This is a genomic window from Microbacterium kunmingense (assembly GCF_023155745.1).
GTDB lineage: Bacteria > Actinomycetota > Actinomycetes > Actinomycetales > Microbacteriaceae > Microbacterium > Microbacterium kunmingense.
The window spans coordinates 19,244-37,174 of sequence record NZ_JAKNUS010000008.1; the positions used below are offsets into that span (position 1 = coordinate 19,244).

The window sequence follows — 17,931 nt, forward strand, 5'->3', positions numbered from 1 at the left end:
ACGCGATCCGACGCTCAGCCGAGCAGACGCTCGCGGAGCGGATCGAGGCCCATCGGACCGAGCGCCAGCGCATCGCGGTGGAACCTCCGGAGCGAGAAGGCCTCGCCGTCGACCACCTCGCGGGCGTCACGAGCCTGCGTCCACAGGCGCGCGCCGACGCGGAACGCCAGAGCCTGACCCGGCCAGCCGAGGTACCGATCGACCTCGAATCCGGCGAGCGCCGGCTCGACGAGGGCGAAACGCTCCAGCAGCTCCTGCGCCAGCGCGGGCGTCCACGGCTGCGCGGGGATGAGGGCTCCCTCGGGCACGGGCCATCCGGTGTGGAGGCCGATGTCGGCGACGATGCGCACGGTGCGCCAGATCTGGCCGAGGAGGAGCCCGAGGCGCTCGGCCGGGTCGCGGACGAGGCCGAGGTTGTCGGCGAGCTGCTCGGCGTAGTGCGCCCACCCCTCCGCGTAGCCGTGGATGTGGCAGAGATGACGCTGCCACGGGTGCAGCCCCGGGTCGGAGGCGGTCACGACGAACTGCAGGTGGTGGCCGGGGAGTCCCTCGTGGTGGACGCTGGTGACCTCCTGCCAGGTGGCCGCCACCGGCACGCCGCTCGGAATCGTCCACACGATGCGGCTGGGCGCCGATCCGTCGGGCGGCGCGGGAGTGTAGTAGACGACACCGCTGGATGCTTCGGAGACGACGCACTCGACGCGGTCGACGGCATCGGGCAGGTCGAACGCATCGGCCAGCGCACCGGTGGTCTCGGCGACGCGGACGCGAAGCCAGTCGCGGATGGCGGGGATGCCGTCCAGGCGGTACAGGGGGTCGGCGTCGAGGAGGGCGGCTGCGGCGCGCACCGGGTCCTCGCCGGTGCCGCCCAGCTCGGTCGCGAGCCGGCGGGACCGGGCGACCAGTCGCGCCAGCTCGCTCCAGCCCCAGGCGTAGGTCTCGCCGAGGTCGATGTCGGCGCCGAGCATCGCCGCGGCCATGCGCGGATACACCGCGACGCCGACGCCGTCGACCGTCGGGGCGACGGTGCGCAGCTCGTCGCGGAGCACGGCGACGAGCTCGGCGAGCGCGGCGTTCGTCGCGTCCGCCGCGTCGCGCAGACGCTGCCGCGCAGCGTCGTCGACATGGTCGGCGACGGGGATCGCGCCGAACCAATCCGTCTCGACCCACCTCTCCACCTGCGCCGCCAGGGTGTCGAGCTGGCGCACCGGCGCCACACCGCCCCCGCTGAACCGCCGCGTGTTCTCCCGCGCCCAGCGGAGGCTCTCGATGTACTGCCGGGTCGCGACGGGGGCCGCCTCCACCCGTCGCAGGAGCGCCTCGCCGGCGGCATCCGGGGTCAGAGTCAGACCCTCCGCGGCGTACCGGACCAGATGGATGGGCGTGGCGAGCCCCGCGACCAGGCGCGGGGTGAAGCCGGTGTCGAAGAGCAGCCGCTCACGCTCCATGCGCTCCCGAAGGGCGGAGCGCAGCGCGCGGTCCCCCGTCGCGGGGGCGAGGGCGTCGAGTCGGGCGATGACCTCGCCCTGCAGCGCATACTTCTCCTGCAGCCACGTCGGAGACAGATCGGGAAGGTCGGGCCCGTCACTGCGGCCGATCGCCTGCGCCGCATCGGGCTCGTGCTCGGCGAGTCGGGCGACGTAGTCGTCGGCGATCAGGTGGACCGGGTCGGTGGGGGCGCTCACCGACCCAGCCTACGGACGCGCGGTCCCGGGCGAGGGCCGGTGGCCCGGCGGCGAGCGCCGCTACGACGACATCGTGGCGGCCAGCCGCTGCTTCTCCCGTTCGACGTCGAAGGTGGCCACGGGCCACTGCGGGTCCACGGCCTCGAGGGCATCGAGCAGGAGTCGCTGCACCGCCAGCCGGGCGTACCACTTGCGATTCGCGGGCACGACGTGCCACGGCGCGACCCGCGTGGAGGTCCGGTCGAACACCGTCTGGTAGGCCGCCATGTAGTCGGGCCAGAGCGCGCGTTCGTCGACGTCGCCGGGATTGTACTTCCAGTGCTTGTCGGGCCGGTCGAGCCGCTCCATCAGGCGGTCGCCCTGCTCGGCGTAGGAGATGTGCAGCATGACCTTGACGATGCGGGTGCCGCTCGCCACGACGCGGGCCTCGAAGTCGTTGATGGCGTCGTAGCGCCGCTCGATCTCCTCAGGTGGGGCGAGGGCGCGCACGCGCGCGATGAGCACGTCCTCGTAGTGCGACCGGTCGAACACGCCGATGAAGCCGGGTTCGGGCAGGCGCCGCTCGATGCGCCAGAGGAAGTCGTGCGCGAGCTCCTCGGGGGTCGGCTTCTTGAAGGCCGTGAGTTTCACGCCCTGCGGATCGACCGAGCCGACGACATGCCGGACGATCCCACCCTTCCCTGCCGTGTCCATCGCCTGGAGCACCAGCAGCACCGCTCGGTCGGTCGCCTCGCTGCGACTCTCGGCGAACAGGCGCTCCTGCAGCTCATCGAGCCTCGGGGCCTGGGCGGCCAGATCGGCGACGCCGTCGTCTTTGGAGCCGACGTAGCCCGGCGTTGCGTCGGGATCGACCGCGGCCAGGTCGAATCCCTCATCGACCCGGAGCGCGGTTGCGGGGTCTCCGATCCAGCCTGCGGAATCTGCTGTCGTCATCCCGCCATGATGACTCACCAGGGCGGGCGCCGGAAGGGCGGGGCTCAGCGGGAGAGCGGTACCTCGATGACGAGGCGCCCCGCACCCGCGGACGTGAGGGCCTGATCGAGCTCGGAACGGGTGGTGGCGCGTCGGTACTCCCACCCGTAGGCGCCGGCGATCTCCTCGAGCCGCGCCTCGTGGGGGGTGTAGAGCACGCGGTCCATCGCCTCCTCCCCCGCGATCCGGGCGACCTCGAGACCGTCGAAGATCGTGCCCCCGCCGTCGTTGCCGACGATGATCTGCATTCGCGGGGCGACCTCCGCGGGCGGAACGAGCAGCGCGCCGACATCGTGAAGCATCGCGAGGTCGCCGAGGAGCACCCGGGTGACCCCGGCGGCGCGCCGGGCGGGGGCATCCCGACCGGAGGCATCCTGACCGGGGACATCCTGGCTCGCCAGGGCTATCCCCATCGCCGTCGCGATCGTGCCGTCGATGCCGGCGAGGCCGCGATTGGCGTGCACCGGCACCTTCTTGCCACCGAGGATGGTGTCGGCGACCCGCACCAGCCGCGAGGAGCCGAACATCAGCCGGTCGTGCGGCCAGGTCGCCCGCCACACCGCGTCGACGAGCGCGGCGCGGTCGACGGGTGCGCGCAGGACGGCCAGTTCGGCCGCGATCGCGGGGAGCCGCTCGTCGGGCACCGCGGAGGACAGCGCGTCGGGGTCGGGAGCGGGAGGGCTCAGATCGATGGATGCCGCGTGCGAGGCGCGCATCCAGGCTCCGAGCCACTCGCGGTCGACCGCGCCGGGGGCGACGGAGACGGCGTCGACCTGCGCGGTGGCGCCGTTGAGGTTCAGCGGTTCGCCCGGTCCGCGCAGGGCGAGCACGCTCACGTCGTCCCGCGAGAGCAGCGCGGCCACTTCGCGGCTGAGCGTGGGGTGGCCGAAGACGACGGCGCGCTCGACGCGGCCCCCGAGCGCCGGGTCGCCGAGCAGCGTCCGGTAGCCGTGCACGAGGTGGCGCCCGAAGCGGGCGCCGCTGACGATCTCGGCGATGAGCGGCCATCCGCCCTCGTGCGCGAGCGCTTCGGCCCCCGCGCCGGCGTCGGCGCCGGCGATGACGACGGTGCGCGGTCCGCGCTCGAGGACGGCGTCGCGGTCGACCTCGGCCGTCCCCGCCTCGTTCGCGCCCTCCGACCCGCCGATCCCGCCGCCGCCCTGGTAGAGCGCGCCCGAGGGCTCGGGCGGTGCGACGTCGACGGCGGGCGTGCCGACGGGCGCCGTGAGCCACCCCGGCAGGGAGCCGGCGAGAGGGTCGCGGTACGGGAGATTGAGGTGCACCGGGCCGGCCGGCCGGCCGTTCTCGCCGCGGGCGGCGGCGAGGGCATCGGCGGCGGTGCGTCGGAGCATCATCGTCTGGTCGCCCGTGCCGGTCTCGTCGGTCTCGGTCGGGACGGGCAGATCGGCCTCCCACCGGGTGAACCCGGCGTACAGGCCCGGCTGACGCGTGGCCTGATTCGCGCCGATCCCCCGCAGTTCCGGCGGACGGTCGGCGGTGAGGAGCAGCATCGGCACCCCGGCGTGATGGGCTTCCAGCACCGCCGGAAGGTAGTTCGCCGTCGCGGTTCCCGAGGTGCAGACGAGGGCCGCCGGCATCCCCGTCTCCCGCCCGATCCCGAGGGCGACGAAACCGGCCACGCGCTCGTCGATGCGCACGTGCAGGCGCACGGCGCCGCGCCGCTCGAACTCCGCGGCCACGAGCGCCAGCGCCTGGGATCGCGAACCGGGGCTCAGCACCAGATGGCGCACACCGCCGGCGACCAGCCCGCCGATCAGCGCGGCGGCGGCATCCGTCGACGGGGCCTGCGGCCCGGAGGTGGCGCGGGACACCTCAGCTCAGCGGTCCGCGGGTGCCGAGCGGGTCGTCGTCGTCGGCCGGGCGGTCACCGGCGCGGGCCGACCGATCGCGGCCAGCGGCGGGCGGCTCGATCGTGGTACCGGGCGCCGCCCCACGCTCGGGCGGGAGGAAACGGGGGTCGTCGGCCTCGGCATCCAGCTGTGCGAGTTCCTCTTCCAGGCGACGGATGCGCTCGTCCTGGTCGCTGATCGAGCCGATGCGACCGAGGAACTCGGGATCGTCGTCGGGCGCGCGACGCGCGGCGATCGTCTTCTTGCGAAGGCGCCCCACCACGAACCACAGCACGCCGCCGAGGACGGGCAGCAGGACGACGATGAGGATCCAGATCGGCTTGCTCACACCCCGATGGCGATTCGGCGGCTGCAGGGCGCAGTCGACGATGCTGTAGACCCAGAACACCGTGGCCAGCAGTGCCGCGATGAGGAGCACCCTCGTCATGCGTCCATCCTAGGCGCGCTGGGCTGGGCGGGGCCTGGAGGTCTCGGGGGGAGAGCCTCGGGGAGCCCGACGTAAACTGAAAGGGTGAAAGCCCGCTCCGCCCTGGTCTACTCCGTGCTGCGGCTGCTGGCCTTCCTGGTCCCCTTCGGGATCATGATGCTCTTCCCGATCTTCCAGCAGCTCTACTGGCTCGCCGCGATCTTCGCCGCCCTCATCGGGCTGAGCCTGTCGCTGCTTTTCCTCCGCCGTCCCCTGAACGATGTCACCTCATCGCTCGGCGCGAACCGCCGCGAGCGCGCGACGCGGGCTCAGAAGGCGGCCGTCGATGCCGACGCCGGGGACGAGGATGCCGCGGCCGACGCCATGGCGCGGGAGCAGGCCGTCGATCAGCCGACGAAGGCCCAGAACAAGAACACGCCGTAGGCCAGCGACGCCAGCGAGCTCAGCGCGAGGGCGACGACCAGTTCCCGCGGGAGCCGGTAGGTCCAGACGATGAGCACCGCGGGCAGTGCCGCGAGGAGGCCGAACAGGGTCAGCCACGCGATCGGGTAGAACAGCGCGATCCAACCCGAGATGACGAAGGGCACGAGGATCAGCACGGTGAAGAGCACCTGCGAGCCGCGGCGACCGATGAGCACCGACAGGGTGCGCTTGCCGGCCGCGCGGTCCTGCTCGATGTCGCGGAGGTTGTTCGCCAGCAGCACGGCACAGGCGAACAGCCCCGCGCCCACCGCTCCGAACCAGGCCTCCTGCGGCAGGGCGAGCGCCTGCACCCAGGTGGTGCCGAGGGTCGCGACGAGCCCGAAGAAGACGAAGACGACGATCTCCCCGAGGCCGTAGTAGCCGTAGGGACGCTTGCCTCCGGTGTAGAACCAGGCGGCGACGATGCACACGGCGCCCACGAGCAGAAGCCACCACTGCTGCGTGCGGATGACGACGGCCAGGCCCGCGACGGCGGCGAGGCCGAAGAAGACCAGGGCGACGACGAGCACCGTGCGGGGCTTGGCTTTCCGGGCGCCGGTGAGGCGTGCGGGGCCGACACGGAAGTCGTCGGTGCCCCGGATGCCGTCGCTGTAGTCGTTGGCGTAGTTGACGCCGATCTGGAGGCACACAGCCACCGCCAGGCAGCACAGTGCCACCACCCAGCGGAGCGCGTCGAGCACGAGCATCGAGGCGCCCGTGCCGATGAGCACCGGGGTGACCGCGAGCGGCAGGGTGCGCAGGCGCGCAGCGCCGATCCAGTCGCGCGCGGTCGCCTTCTGCGGTGCACGGGTCGGGGCCACCGGCTGACGCTGCGGGTTGCCGCCGGGACGGGGACGGGATGCCGAACGCTTGCGCTTCTTGCTGGAGGTTCGTGCCACGAGGTCACATCCTAGGGCTGGACGCTATCGGTGCCCCGCCACGAGCCGTCGGATGGCCTCCCGGTCGGGCTTGCCCGACGGCAGGGCGGCGATCTCGTCGACGAGGATGAGGCGGGAGGGGCGGGCGTGGGCGCCGATCTCGGCGGCCACGGCCGCCCGGGCCTCGGTGAGCTGGGTCGCTTCGCTGCGGCGGAGCGCCTCGCCGCGCGCGGCGACGATCACCGATGCCTCGCCCCAGCGGTCATCCGGCACTCCGACAACGACGGCGGAGTGAAGGCCCGCCACCGATCGCACCACGCGTTCGACCCGGTCGAGCGAGACGTTGATGCCGCCCGAGACGATGACGTTGTCCAGGCGCCCGCGCACCCGCAGCGCCCCGTCGTCGATGAGCCCGGCGTCGCCGGTGCGATACCAGCGGGTCCCGTCCGGATCGGTGGGGAACGCGGCGTCGGTGCGCGCCGGATCGCCGAGGTATCCCTCGGCGAGAGTCGGACCCGACAGCTGCACCTCCCTGCCTTCGATCCGCACCCCGACCCCGTCCAGCGGGACGCCGTCGTAGACGCAGCCGCCGCTGGTCTCGGTCGCGCCGTAGGTGCGGACGATCCGCGCGCCCGCACTCTCGGCCCGCTCGAGCACCGCAGCGGGAAGGGCCTGACCGCCGATGAGGATCGCCTCGAAGGAGCGCAGGGCGGCGCGCACCGACGCGTCGTCGTCGGCGGCGTCCAGGAGCCGGATCAGCTGGGCGGGGACGAGGGAGGTGAAGGTCGGGACCCGCCGGCCGTTCTCGCTGGAGACGAGCATGAGCGCGGCCGAGGCGAACGCCTGCGGCTGGAACGGCCCCGACAGCAGCCCAGGCTGCCGATCGGCGACGAGCGAGCGGACGAGCACCTGCAATCCCGCGACGTAGCTCGCCGGGAGGGCCAGCAGCCACGCGCCGTCTCCGATCCGCGCGGCGGTGGCCAGCGCACTGGCGGTGAGCGCCGACCGGCTGAGGACGACGCGCTTGGGGATTCCGGTCGACCCCGACGTCGTGACCACCACGGCGGTGCCCGCCGGGACCTCCTCCGCGTCGGCGCCGGTGTCGGCCCCGGTCATCCCGAGCCCGAGAGCCGGGCCTGCGCCCAGGACCGCGGCCCGCAGGGCGGGGAGGATGTCGCGGGGATCGTCGCCGTCGACCGGGTGGAGCTTCACCGCCGGATCCGTCAGTAGTGCCAGGGGTAGGGCGACCAGTCGGGGTCGCGCTTCTGCAGGAAGGCGTCGCGGCCCTCGACCGCCTCATCGGTGCCGTAGGCCAGGCGCGTCGCCTCGCCGGCGAACAGCTGCTGGCCGGCGATGCCGTCGTCGACGGCGTTGAAGGCGAACTTCAGCATCCGGATCGCCGTCGGCGATTTCGTGAGGATGACGCGGGCCATCGCCAGCGCCTCGCGCTCGAGGTCGGCGTGGTCGACCACACGGTTCACCGCGCCCATCTCGTAGGCGCGCTCGGCGGAGTACTCCTCGGCGAGGAAGAACACCTCGCGCGCGAACTTCTGGCCGATCTGCCGGGCGAAGAACGCCGAGCCGTAGCCGGCGTCGAACGATCCCACATCGGCGTCGGTCTGCTTGAAGCGGCCGTGCTCGCGGCTGGCGATGGTGAGGTCGCACACGACGTGGAGCGAGTGCCCGCCACCGGCCGCCCACCCGGGCACCACCGCGATGACCACCTTGGGCATGAAGCGGATCAGACGCTGCACCTCGAGGATGTGCAGGCGTCCGAGCGCGGCCCGCATCTCGCCGGACGCCTCGCTCGCGTCATCCGTCCCGTCGTACTGGTAGCCGGTCCGTCCCCGGATGCGCTGATCGCCGCCCGAGCAGAACGCCCAGCCGCCGTCCTTCGGGCTCGGCCCGTTGCCGGTGAGCAGCACCACCCCGATGCGCGGGTCCTGCCGGGCGAGGTCGAGGGCGTCGTACAGCTCGTCGACCGTGCGGGGGCGGAAGGCGTTGCGCACCTCGGGCCGATCGAACGCGATACGCGCGACGCGGCCGTCGGTGGAGACGTGCGCGGTGATGTCGGTGTACCGCTCCGCGCCCGGCGCGGCGACCCACTCGGCCGCATCGAAGAGATCGGAGACCGCGGGCGTTGTCACACCGCGCTCCCCGTGCCGTTCTTGGCGTCGCGCCAGCGCAGCCACCCGGCGATCCCGTCGTAGTCCGCCTCGGAGGGCGCCCACCCGAGGGTGAACAGCCGCACTCCCGCGTCGAAGAGGGCGTCGGCGTCGGACTGGTCGCGGCGCTGCAGGTCGTTCGAGACGACGAGGCCCGAGACATCCGTGCCCTCCTTCTCCGCCCAGTTCTCGATGACGCCGAGCTTGTGCCGGAGCTCGTCGGGGGTGACGAAGCTGTGCCAGATGTGCGCGTGACGGGCGACCAGGCGCAGGGTCTTCTGCTCGCCCTTCCCGCCGATCATGATCGGGATGTCGCGGGTGGGTGCCGGGTTGAGCTTGCCCCACCGTGCGACCACGCGCTGGAGGCCCTCGGCGAGGTCGTTCAGCCGCGACCCGGCCGTGCCGAACTCGTAGCCGTACTCGGTGTAGTCGCGCTCGAACCATCCCGAACCCGTTCCGAAGATGAACCGGCCGCCGCTGATGTGGTCGAGGGTGCGGGCCATGTCGGCCTGCAGGTCGGCGTTGCGATAGCTGTTGCAGTTCACGAGCGCCCCGAACTCGACCCGCTCGGTCTGCTCGGCCCAGGCGCCGAGCATGGTCCACGACTCGAAGTGCAGGCCGTCGGGGTCGCCGAAGAGCGGGAAGAAGTGGTCCCAGTTGAACAGGATGTCCACGCCCATCTCCTCCAGGCGCAGGACCGCGTCGCGGATCTGCGGGTAGGTCGCGTGCTGGGGCTGGATCTGCACGCCGAGGCGCACGGGGGTGTCGAGAAGCATGTCGCCAGCCTAGAACGCGGGGCGCAGCCGCGGATCGCGACCGATGTCGGGGCTCACCGGGTGATGTCGGGGTTACGCAGAAATCGCACGGCGGGAGCCTGCGAAACCCCGACATGAGGTCCGGTCAGCGGCCGAGCATCGCCCCACCGCGCCCCGCCCGGGCCTTGAGGAACGCGTCGGCGGTGTCCCACCCGGCGATCGCGACGATGCCGAATCCGGCGAGGACCCGCAGGATCCCCGCGACGGTCTCGCCGTCCGAACCGATGATCGTCGGGAAGAACTCGGGGTTCAGCAGGCTCCCCTGGAACAGCAGCCACAGCGCGACAAGGGTGAACACGAGATTCAGCACGAGGTTCACGAGAGCCAGCGGCACCGTCCAGCGACCCACGAGGTACACCACCACGGTTAGCGCGGCCTCAACCGCCATCAGAGCGAAGAGCCCCAGGAACCACCACGGCCACAGATCGGGGTCGAAGAAGGACAGCCCCGGCTCACTCGGGACGAATCCGACGAAGCGATCCCACAGGAGCGCACCGGCGCCCAGCGCCAGGAAGATCAGGTTCCCCATCATGTCGCCGAACCCGGCACCGCGCTCGCGCGGCTCGGGGAGCCGGTCGAGCGACCACTCGCTGAACCCCATGTCGGTGCGACGGGTGACGGTGCGTTCGACGATGGCGAAGACCAGCACGGTCCAAAAGCCCAGGTTGACGGTGACCTGGAGAAGCACGACCACGACTTCCCCGACCACCTCGCCGAATCCGGCGCCGCTGAGCACCTGACCGATCGAGACACCGAGCGCGGTGAAGGGCAGCACGATGGCCAGCAGCAGCTTCAGCAGCCGCCACCAGTCGAGGAAGTACCGCGGACCGATGAGGTGCAGCGGGCGCTCGGTGTATCGCGCGGCGAGCACTTCGGGATCGCCGAGGGCTGTCAGCACCGCACGTTCAGCCGCAACGGGGTCCTCGCCGGCCGAAACGCGGGCGTCGATCTGGTCGTCGATCGACCCGCGCAGCTCGGCGGCGAGATCGGGGCGCTGCTTCTCGGGCACCGTGCGCATCGCGGCGTCGATGTAGCGGTCGGTCAGGGTGATGGTCATGGCGTGTCCTCAGGAGACGGAGGGGCGGGAAGGGCGGCGATCGCGCGAGCGAGCGCGTCGAAGTCGGCGCTGAGGGCGGCGGCGAGCCGCGCTCCCTCGGCGCTCGTGCGGTAGAACTTGCGAGGCCGGGCCTCGTCGGTGTTCCACTCGCTGGAGAGGTGCCCCTGCTTCTCCAGGCGTCGGAGCAGGGGGTACAGGGTGTTGGCGTCGACGTCGAAGCCGCGTGTCTGCAGCTCCTCGAGCAGCCCGTAGCCGTACCCAGGTGCCCGCAGCAGCCGCAGGCACGCCAGCACGACGGTGCCGCGACGCAGCTCCTGCAGGTGGGTGTCGAGGGCTCCGGTCTCGCTCATGGCTCACACTGTACTGTGTGTCACACACTATCGTCAATGACACGATGATGGATGCCGCGATTGCGGCCACACTGGGGGGATGACGCTCCCTCCGCTCGACGAGGTGCTCGACAGGCTCCACGTCGTCGCCCTTCCGCTCGTCGCCCGCTTCCGCGGCATCGACACCCGCGAGCTGGCCCTCATCGAGGGGCCGGAGGGGTGGACGGAGTTCTCGCCGTTCGTGGAGTACGACGACCGGGAGTCCAGCGCGTGGCTCGCCGCCACCCTCGAATACGGGTGGTCGTCCCCTCCCCCTGCGCACCGCGACAGCATCCCGGTGAATGCGACGGTGCCGGCGGTGCCCGCGGCATCCGTCCCCGACGTGCTCGCCCGTTTCCCCGGCTGCCGCACCGCCAAGGTGAAAGTCGCCGACCCCGGCCAGCGCCTCGCCGACGACGTCGCCCGCGTGGCGGCCGTGCGCGACGCGATGGGGCCCGAGGGCCGCATCCGCATCGACGCCAACGGCGCCTGGAACCTCGACGAGGCCGAGCACGCGGTCCGGGCGATGGAGCATCACGACCTCGAGTACGTCGAGCAGCCGTGCGCGAGCATCGACGAACTCGCCGAGCTGCGGCGACGCATCGCGCGCCTGGACATCCCCGTCGCCGCCGACGAGAGCGTCCGCAAAGCCGACGACCCGCTCGCCGTGGCGCGGGCCGGCGCGGCCGACCTTCTCGTGATCAAGGTGCAGCCGCTCGGCGGCATCCGTCGGGCGCTCGACATCGTCGCCGAGGCCGGGCTCCCGGTCGTCGTCTCCAGCGCGCTGGACTCGGCCGTCGGCCTGTCGATGGGGGCGGCCCTGGCGGCATCCCTCCCCGACCTGCCCTACGACTGCGGCCTGGGCACCGGAGCCCTCTTCGCCGAGGATGTCGCAGCTTACGCCGCACACGACGGGGCGCTGCCGGTTCGCCGCCCCGTCCCCGACCCCGCGTTGCTCGAGCGGCGGGCTGTCGACGCCGAGCGTCGGCGCTGGTGGGCGGAGCGCATCGCGCGCTGCCACGCCCTCCTCGCGAGCGGCTGAATCCCGTTCGTCAGTCGCCTGCGAGCACGAGGTGCGCGATCTGCGCCACCTCGGCTCGGCACCGCTGCTCACGCTCGTCGTCGCCGAGTCCCGCCATCACGGAGCGGACGAGCGTCGACTCCCACGAGGAGATGAACAGCCGCGCCGCGTCGGCGGCGGGGACGCGGAAGCGCACCCCGGTAGATCGGCCGATGTCATCGATGATCCGCGCGACGCTGGCGTGCATCTCATCCTGCTGGCGGAGGAAGCCGTCCGCGAAGCGCGGGTTGCGCAGCGCATGCATGCGGATCTCGCTCATGAGCAGCACACCCAGTCGGTCTTCGGCGGGGCCATCGAGCACGCGCTGCACCACGGCCTGGATCGCGTCGGTCGTCACCTCGAGGTGCCCCCCGTCCTCGAGCTCGGCCACGCGCACCGCCACGGCGTCGATCCGTGCCTCCCACACCCGTGCCGCGAGCTCCAGGAAGAGCTCCTCCTTGCTGTCGAAGTTGGAGTAGAACGCGCCGCGGGTGAACCCCGCACGTTCGCACACCGCCTCGACCGAGGCGGCATCCAGGCCCGACTCGGCGAAGACTTCGCCGGCGGCATCCAGCAGACGCTGACGCGTGGCGTCGCGACGGCGCGCAGGGGTGGTGCTCGTCGCCATCGATCCTCCTTCGGCTTTCACGGGAAGTCCCCAGACTGGCGCTCGGGACGCGCTTTACGATACACCTGTGTATTGGATACAACGCTGTATCGATATCTGATCCCGTTCTCTGGAGGCGTTCGTGTCCACACTGCTGTACGCACTCGGACGTTGGTCGTTCCGCCGGCCGTGGAAGGTGCTCGTCACCTGGGTGCTGCTGCTGGTGCTGGCCGGCGGCGGGGCCGCCCTGTTCTCGCAGGGCACCGACAACTCCTTCTCGATCCCCGGCACCGAGGCGCAGGAGGGGCTGGAGGAGCTGAACCGCACCTTCCCGCAGGTGAGCGGCACGAGCGCCCAGCTCGTCGTGGTCGCCGCCGACGGCGACCGGATCGACGATGACGCGTACCGCGGCGCGATCAACGACGCCGTGGCGGACTTCTCCGACCTCGACGACGTCATCGCCGTCACCGACCCCTACGACGACACGATCAGCGGCCTGCTGTCCGATGACGGCACCGCCGCCATCATCCGCATGCAGTTCGAGGGACAGGCCACCGAGATCTCCGATGAGACCGTCGCCTCGGCCGAGGCGATCGCCGACGACCTCGCGGAGTCCCTGCCCGCCGGGTCTCAGGCGGCCCTGGGCGGCGACCTGTTCTCCACCGCGGTGCCGACGCTGACGATCATCGAGGCGATCGGCGTGCTCATCGCGCTGTTCGTGCTCATGATCACGTTCCGCTCGATCGCGGTGGCGTGGTTCCCGCTCATCAGCGCCATCATCGGCGTGGGACTCGCCGTCGCACTCATCTTCGTCGCCACCGTCTTCACGACCATCTCGTCGACCACGCCGCTGCTGGCGGTGATGCTCGGACTCGCTGTCGGCATCGACTACTCCCTCTTCATCGTCGCGAGACATCAGGACCAGGTACGGGCCGGCATGGAGCCCGAGGAGTCGGCCGCGCGGGCGACCGGCACAGCCGGTTCGGCGGTGGTCTTCGCCGGTGTGACCGTGCTCATCGCCCTCATCGGTCTCTCCTTCGCCGGCATCCCGTTCCTCACCACGATGGGGATCGCCGCCGCCGTCGCCGTCGCGATCGCCGTGGTCGTCGCCCTCACCCTCACCCCGGCTCTGCTCGGGTTCGCGGGGGGTCGGGTCATCGGCTGGAAGCGGCGGAAAGCGCCCAGGTCGCTCCGGGCGGACGGCACGAAGAGGCCCAACCGCTGGGTCATGCTCGTCACGCGCCGTCCCCTCGTCACGACCATCGCCGTCGTCGCCGCTCTCGGCGCGGCGGCCATCCCGGCCGCGAGCCTCACCCTCGCCCTCCCGAACGCCGGGATGCAGAGCGAGGAGAGCGAGGCACGCCAGGCCTACGACCTCGTCGCCGAGAAGTTCGGGCCCGGCGCCAACGGCCCGCTCATCATGACCGGCACGATCGTCACCTCGACCGATCCGCTCGGCCTCATGGACGACCTCGCCGCAGAGATCGAGCAGGTGCCCGGGGTGGCGGAGGTGGCCCTGGCCACCCCCAACGAGACAGCCGACACCGGCATCATCCAGATCATCCCCGAGACCGCACCCGACGACCCTGCCACCGCCGACCTTGTCCGCGAACTCCGCGCCCAGCACGATCGGCTCCTGGACGAGTACGGGGTCGATCTGAAGGTCACCGGGTTCACCGCCGTCGCCATCGACATCTCCGATCGGCTCGGCGAGGCCCTGCTCCCCTTCGGCATCTTCGTCGTCGGGCTCTCGCTCATCCTGCTGATGATCGTCTTCCGCTCGATCTGGGTGCCGCTGAAGGCCGCCGCGGGCTACCTGTTGTCGGTCGCGACGGGCTTCGGCGCCGTCGCCGCGGTGTTCGAATGGGGCTGGTTCGCCGACCTGCTGCACGTGTCGCGCACGGGCCCGGTCATCAGCTTCATGCCCATCATTCTCATGGGCGTGCTGTTCGGCCTCGCGATGGACTATGAGGTGTTCCTCGTCTCGCGCATGCGCGAGGACTACGTCCACGCCCGCCGGCGCCTCGGCCGCACCCCCACCCGTGAGGAGCTGCGCGAGATCGCCGTCGGCGCCGTGCGTTCGGGCTTCACCGCATCGGCCCGCGTGGTCACGGCGGCGGCGGTGATCATGTTCGCCGTGTTCGCCGCGTTCGTGCCCGAGGGAGACACGTCGATCAAGCCGATCGCCCTGGGTCTTGCCGTCGGCATCGCCGTCGACGCGTTCCTCGTGCGCATGACGCTCGTACCGGCGGTGATGACCCTCCTGGGAGACAGGGCGTGGTGGTTCCCGAAGGTGCTGGACCGGATGCTGCCGCACTTCGACATCGAGGGTGAGGCCGTCGAGCGCGAGATCGCGCTCGAGGACTGGCCCGAGCGCGACACCACCGCCGCCGTGGTGGCGGAGGACGTCGGGGTCGCCTACGCAGGCGACCGCCGCGAGGGCGTGGTGTACTCCGGGGCATCCTTCCGCCTCGAGGCGGGGTCGACACTGATCGTCACCTCCGACGACGCGCGTGCCGCGCGCGGCCTCCTCCTCACCATCGCTGGGCGCCTCGCGCCCACCCAGGGGCGGATCAAGGTCGAGGGGCATCTCCTCCCCGAGCGCTCCGCCTGGGTGCGCCCCCGGGTCGGGGTCGCGCTCCTCCACAACAACGACGACCCCGCCGGCGAGCTCCGCGAGGCCTTCGACGGCGGCAGCCGAGTGGTGGTTGTCGACGCGCTGGATTCCATCGAGACGCAGTCGCTGGCCGCTCGGGACCAGTCGCTCGAGGTGCTCCGCCGGAGTGGCGAGGTCACCCTCATCGTCTCGGCCAGCGATGCCGCCTTCGCCGAGCGCGCGCTCGTCGACGCCGGCCGCTCCGCCGTCACGGTGCTGTCGGTGAGCGGCCCCCCCGCGGCATCCGTCCTCTCCCGCTCGTCCCGTTCTTCGCGCTCCGACGACGCAGCGTCTTCGACCTCCCCCTTCGATGAGGTGTTCTCATGAGTCTTCCCCTCGAACGCGCGCGCAACCCGAAGCCGGTGACGTGGCTGACGATCCTCGGCGTGCTGCTGCTGCCGGTGATCGTCGGCGGCATTCTCGTCGCCGCTCTCTACAACCCCACCGAGCGACTCGATCAGTTGAACGCGGCGATCGTGAACGAGGACGAGCCCGTCGAGATCGACGGACAGACCGTGCCGCTCGGACGCCAGCTGAGCGCCGGGCTCGTCGAGGGGTCGGATGACCTCGAGAGCAACCTCACCTGGACGATCTCGAACGAGGACGACGCCGCCGAGGGTCTCGCGGACGGCACCTACGCCGCGGTGGTGACGATCCCGTCCAACTTCTCTGCGGCAGCGACCTCGACGCAGCCGGGTGAGACGCCCGAGCAGGCCACCATCGAGGTCACGACCCCGCCCGACAGCCGCGTGGTCGACGACGCGATCACCGCGCAGGTGACGACGACCGCCGCCTCGCTCGTGGGGCAGCAGCTGTCGGAGACGTATCTCGAGAACGTCTTCCTCGGGTTCACCACGCTCGGCGAGCAGCTCGGCGAGGCGGCCTCCGGGGCCGATCAGCTCGCCGACGGCGCGGGCCAGCTCGCCGACGGCGCGTCGCAGGCAGCCGATGGCGCGGCGGAGCTGCCGGGCGGCATCGCGCAGCTCGGGTCGGGGGCCTCACAGCTCGCGACCGGGGCGACGGGGCTCTCGCAGGGCGCCTCGGCGCTGCAGGGCGGGCTCGTGCAGATCGGCGGCGGCATCGGCGGAGCAGCCGACGGGGCGCGGCAGATCTCGGGGGGGCTGCGGGGCGGCGCCGACCAGCTGGAGCGGGACGGGCTCGTGCCGGCGCAGGTGTCGGGCTTCGCGGATGTCGCGGCGGCGTCGACGGTGACCGTGGCGACCGAGATCGGCGGTGCCGCGCAGACGCTCGGCGGCGTGGCGCAGAGCGCCGGGACCCTTTCGGGAACGCTCGCGGCCCTGGCGGCCGACTGTGCGGCGTCGGGCGCGAGCCCGGCGTACTGCGAGCGCGTCGCCGCCGCCGCGACGGCCGGTGGTGAGGTGGCGATCGGCATCGGCGGCTCGGCTGGGGAGGTCGGGGGGATCGCGCAGGGGTCGGCGACCCAGGCGGCGACCGATGCCGGGACGGTTCCGGTGGTGCTGGAGCGGTTCAACGCCGAGGCGACCGCGCAGTTCGTCGGGCAGTTCCGACAGACCGCCGACGGCGTCGACTCGCTCGCGTCGGGTCTCGACCAGCTCCAGGCCGGGACGGACCAGTCGGCGGCGGGCGCAGGCCAGCTGGCCTCGGGGGCAACCCAGATCGGCAGCGGTGCGGGTGCGCTTGCGAGCGGCGCCGGCCAGGCCGCTGAGGGCGCGCAGTCGCTCGCCGACGGCGTGCAGGGGCTGAGCGAGGGTGCGGCCGAGGTCGCCGACGGCACGACGAGCCTTGCCGACGGACTGGCGACGGCGACGGAGGAGATCCCGACCTACACCGATGGCGAGGCAACCGATCTCGCCACGGTGGTGGCCGATCCTGTCGCCGCTCGCGGTGTGGGCGACAACCTCTTCGGGGCCTCGGCGATCCCGCTGCTGTCGACGCTCGCGCTGTGGTTCGGCGGCCTCGGCACATTCGTGGCGCTGCAGGCGGTGTCACGGCGCGCGCTGACGTCGAGGGCGCCCTCGGCGATGCTGGCGCTTCGCGGATTCCTTCCGGCGGCCGTCATCGGCGCCGTGCAGGGTGTGCTGATCGCCAGCATCGTGCAGCTCGCGGCGTCGTACACTTGGGGAGAGTGGACGGTCTTCGCCGCGGTCTGCGTCGTCGCTGGTGTCGCCTTCGCCGCGGTGAACCAGGCGCTCGTCGCGGTGTTCGGAGGCGTCGGCCGCTGGATCTCGGCGCTCGTCGGCGTGCTCGTCGTCGCGACCGGGGTGGTCTCGACCGTGCCGGGGGCGCTGACCTCCGTCGCATCGCTCCTGCCGACCGCCCCGGCCTACCAGGGCATGCTCGCGGCGCTCACCTCGGCCGGTGGTCTCGGCGCGGGGCTCGGCGGTCTTCTCGTGTGGACGGTCCTGGCCCTGCTCGCGACGGTCCTGGCGGTCGCGCGTCGGCGCACCGTCTCGGCCCGATCGCTGAAGGCCGCACCCGCGCCTGCCTGACGCGGCGGGGTGCTGCGGGGCTCTCGCCCGCCCCTCCGACCCGTTCCGGCGTGAGGCCTTGGCCCTCGCCGCGGAGCCGGGCCGTCGCCGCACGCGCCCCCGCGGCATCCCTACCCTCGGCGAGTGCCGCCCCGGCGGCTCGGGCACTGTGGGAAAGCGACCCCGAATCATCGCGACCCGTCAATGAATGCGGCCTCGAGCGAGCCGAAGCCGCGTTTTCTGACGGGTCGCGGGCTTCGCGGTGTGCGGCGTGCGGTTGCGCGGTGGCGCCTCACCCTCCCCGCTCCCCCGGCACGAAACGCCCCTCCAGCGCGTCGGGGAGGGCGTAAGTCGTCGGGGGAACCGGTGCACGTGGTTTCGGGCGCGCCCGACAGCGGGCACGACCGGGGTCCCCTGGCTTTGCGGTGCGCGGGCGCGTTTACGCCTCACCCTCCCCG

At 72.1% G+C, this 17,931-nt stretch carries 15 protein-coding genes; 4 read left to right on the forward strand and 11 right to left on the reverse strand.

Features of this window, described 5'->3' with window-relative positions; translation table 11 throughout:
- Positions 1–14: 14 nt before the first annotated feature.
- From MA875_RS12205 to MA875_RS12220, 4 genes are read right to left on the reverse strand one after another with little or no spacing between them, the layout of a single operon-like run.
- Complete coding sequence (locus tag MA875_RS12205; protein ID WP_248242529.1) at positions 15–1,685, reverse strand: DUF885 domain-containing protein; 1,671 nt, start codon at positions 1,683–1,685, stop codon at positions 15–17.
- Between the two features lie 60 nt (positions 1,686–1,745).
- Positions 1,746–2,618, reverse strand: coding sequence for a polyphosphate kinase 2 family protein (locus MA875_RS12210; RefSeq protein ID WP_248242530.1), 873 nt, complete (start codon positions 2,616–2,618; stop codon positions 1,746–1,748).
- Positions 2,619–2,662: 44 nt separating this feature from the next.
- Positions 2,663–4,489 (reverse strand): 2-succinyl-5-enolpyruvyl-6-hydroxy-3-cyclohexene-1-carboxylic-acid synthase, encoded by a 1,827-nt coding sequence (menD, locus tag MA875_RS12215; protein WP_248242531.1) that lies wholly within the window; start codon positions 4,487–4,489, stop codon positions 2,663–2,665.
- A 1-nt stretch (position 4,490) separates the two neighbouring features.
- A complete protein-coding gene (locus MA875_RS12220) occupies positions 4,491–4,955 on the reverse strand; it encodes a PLD nuclease N-terminal domain-containing protein (RefSeq protein WP_248242532.1) in 465 nt (154 codons plus the stop codon).
- A gap of 84 nt (positions 4,956–5,039) precedes the next feature.
- On the opposite strand from MA875_RS12220, the gene MA875_RS12225 reads away from it, so the two are divergent.
- Entirely contained in the window at positions 5,040–5,378 is a 339-nt protein-coding gene (locus tag MA875_RS12225; protein WP_248242533.1) for a DUF4229 domain-containing protein, read from the forward strand.
- Here the strand turns inward: MA875_RS12225 and MA875_RS12230 are convergent.
- The 6 genes from MA875_RS12230 to MA875_RS12255 form a co-directional block, all read right to left on the reverse strand.
- A complete protein-coding gene (locus MA875_RS12230; protein WP_248242534.1) occupies positions 5,342–6,316 on the reverse strand; it encodes a 1,4-dihydroxy-2-naphthoate polyprenyltransferase in 975 nt (324 codons plus the stop codon). The genes MA875_RS12225 and MA875_RS12230 overlap by 37 nt on opposite strands.
- Before the next feature lie 24 nt (positions 6,317–6,340).
- Positions 6,341–7,507, reverse strand: coding sequence for an AMP-binding protein (locus MA875_RS12235; protein ID WP_248242535.1), 1,167 nt, complete (start codon positions 7,505–7,507; stop codon positions 6,341–6,343).
- Positions 7,508–7,518: 11 nt separating this feature from the next.
- Entirely contained in the window at positions 7,519–8,442 is a 924-nt protein-coding gene (locus MA875_RS12240; RefSeq protein ID WP_248242536.1) for a 1,4-dihydroxy-2-naphthoyl-CoA synthase, read from the reverse strand.
- The gene (locus tag MA875_RS12245) at positions 8,439–9,236 is read right to left on the reverse strand and encodes an LLM class F420-dependent oxidoreductase (protein WP_248242537.1); all 798 of its coding nucleotides are present in this window, start codon (positions 9,234–9,236) and stop codon (positions 8,439–8,441) included. The genes MA875_RS12240 and MA875_RS12245 overlap by 4 nt, the downstream gene beginning before the upstream one ends.
- 124 nt (positions 9,237–9,360) lie before the next feature.
- Positions 9,361–10,332 (reverse strand): permease prefix domain 1-containing protein, encoded by a 972-nt coding sequence (locus MA875_RS12250; RefSeq protein WP_248242538.1) that lies wholly within the window; start codon positions 10,330–10,332, stop codon positions 9,361–9,363.
- Positions 10,329–10,682 carry a PadR family transcriptional regulator gene (locus MA875_RS12255; RefSeq protein WP_248242539.1) on the reverse strand — a complete coding sequence of 118 codons (354 nt, stop codon included), beginning with the start codon at positions 10,680–10,682 and terminating at the stop codon, positions 10,329–10,331. Before MA875_RS12255 ends, MA875_RS12250 begins: the two co-directional genes overlap by 4 nt.
- A 79-nt stretch (positions 10,683–10,761) precedes the next feature.
- Here MA875_RS12255 and MA875_RS12260 point away from each other — a divergent pair, with 79 nt between their 5' ends.
- Positions 10,762–11,742, forward strand: a complete 981-nt coding sequence (locus tag MA875_RS12260) for an o-succinylbenzoate synthase (RefSeq protein WP_248242540.1) — start codon at positions 10,762–10,764, stop codon at positions 11,740–11,742.
- 10 nt (positions 11,743–11,752) lie between these two features.
- Here MA875_RS12260 and MA875_RS12265 read toward each other — a convergent pair whose 3' ends face one another.
- Positions 11,753–12,388 carry a TetR/AcrR family transcriptional regulator gene (locus MA875_RS12265; protein WP_248242541.1) on the reverse strand — a complete coding sequence of 212 codons (636 nt, stop codon included), beginning with the start codon at positions 12,386–12,388 and terminating at the stop codon, positions 11,753–11,755.
- A 121-nt stretch (positions 12,389–12,509) separates the two neighbouring features.
- Here MA875_RS12265 and MA875_RS12270 point away from each other — a divergent pair, with 121 nt between their 5' ends.
- Both MA875_RS12270 and MA875_RS12275 read left to right on the forward strand, forming a co-directional pair.
- A complete protein-coding gene (locus tag MA875_RS12270) occupies positions 12,510–15,350 on the forward strand; it encodes an MMPL family transporter (protein ID WP_248242542.1) in 2,841 nt (946 codons plus the stop codon).
- Positions 15,347–17,494, forward strand: coding sequence for a YhgE/Pip family protein (locus MA875_RS12275; RefSeq protein ID WP_248242543.1), 2,148 nt, complete (start codon positions 15,347–15,349; stop codon positions 17,492–17,494). Before MA875_RS12270 ends, MA875_RS12275 begins: the two co-directional genes overlap by 4 nt.
- Positions 17,495–17,931 lie beyond the last annotated feature (437 nt).

What these genes read in the sequence shown, in the direction of transcription:
- MA875_RS12210 (WP_248242530.1), bottom strand. Translation starts at nt 2,618, where the DNA reads ATGACGACAGCAGATTCCGCAGGCTGGATCGGAGACCCCGCAACCGCG.
- MA875_RS12220 (WP_248242532.1), bottom strand. Translation starts at nt 4,955, where the DNA reads ATGACGAGGGTGCTCCTCATCGCGGCACTGCTGGCCACGGTGTTCTGG.
- MA875_RS12245 (WP_248242537.1), bottom strand. Translation starts at nt 9,236, where the DNA reads ATGCTTCTCGACACCCCCGTGCGCCTCGGCGTGCAGATCCAGCCCCAG.
- MA875_RS12250 (WP_248242538.1), bottom strand. Translation starts at nt 10,332, where the DNA reads ATGACCATCACCCTGACCGACCGCTACATCGACGCCGCGATGCGCACG.
- MA875_RS12255 (WP_248242539.1), bottom strand. Translation starts at nt 10,682, where the DNA reads ATGAGCGAGACCGGAGCCCTCGACACCCACCTGCAGGAGCTGCGTCGC.
- MA875_RS12260 (WP_248242540.1), top strand. Translation starts at nt 10,762, where the DNA reads ATGACGCTCCCTCCGCTCGACGAGGTGCTCGACAGGCTCCACGTCGTC.
- MA875_RS12265 (WP_248242541.1), bottom strand. Translation starts at nt 12,388, where the DNA reads ATGGCGACGAGCACCACCCCTGCGCGCCGTCGCGACGCCACGCGTCAG.
- MA875_RS12275 (WP_248242543.1), top strand. Translation starts at nt 15,347, where the DNA reads ATGAGTCTTCCCCTCGAACGCGCGCGCAACCCGAAGCCGGTGACGTGG.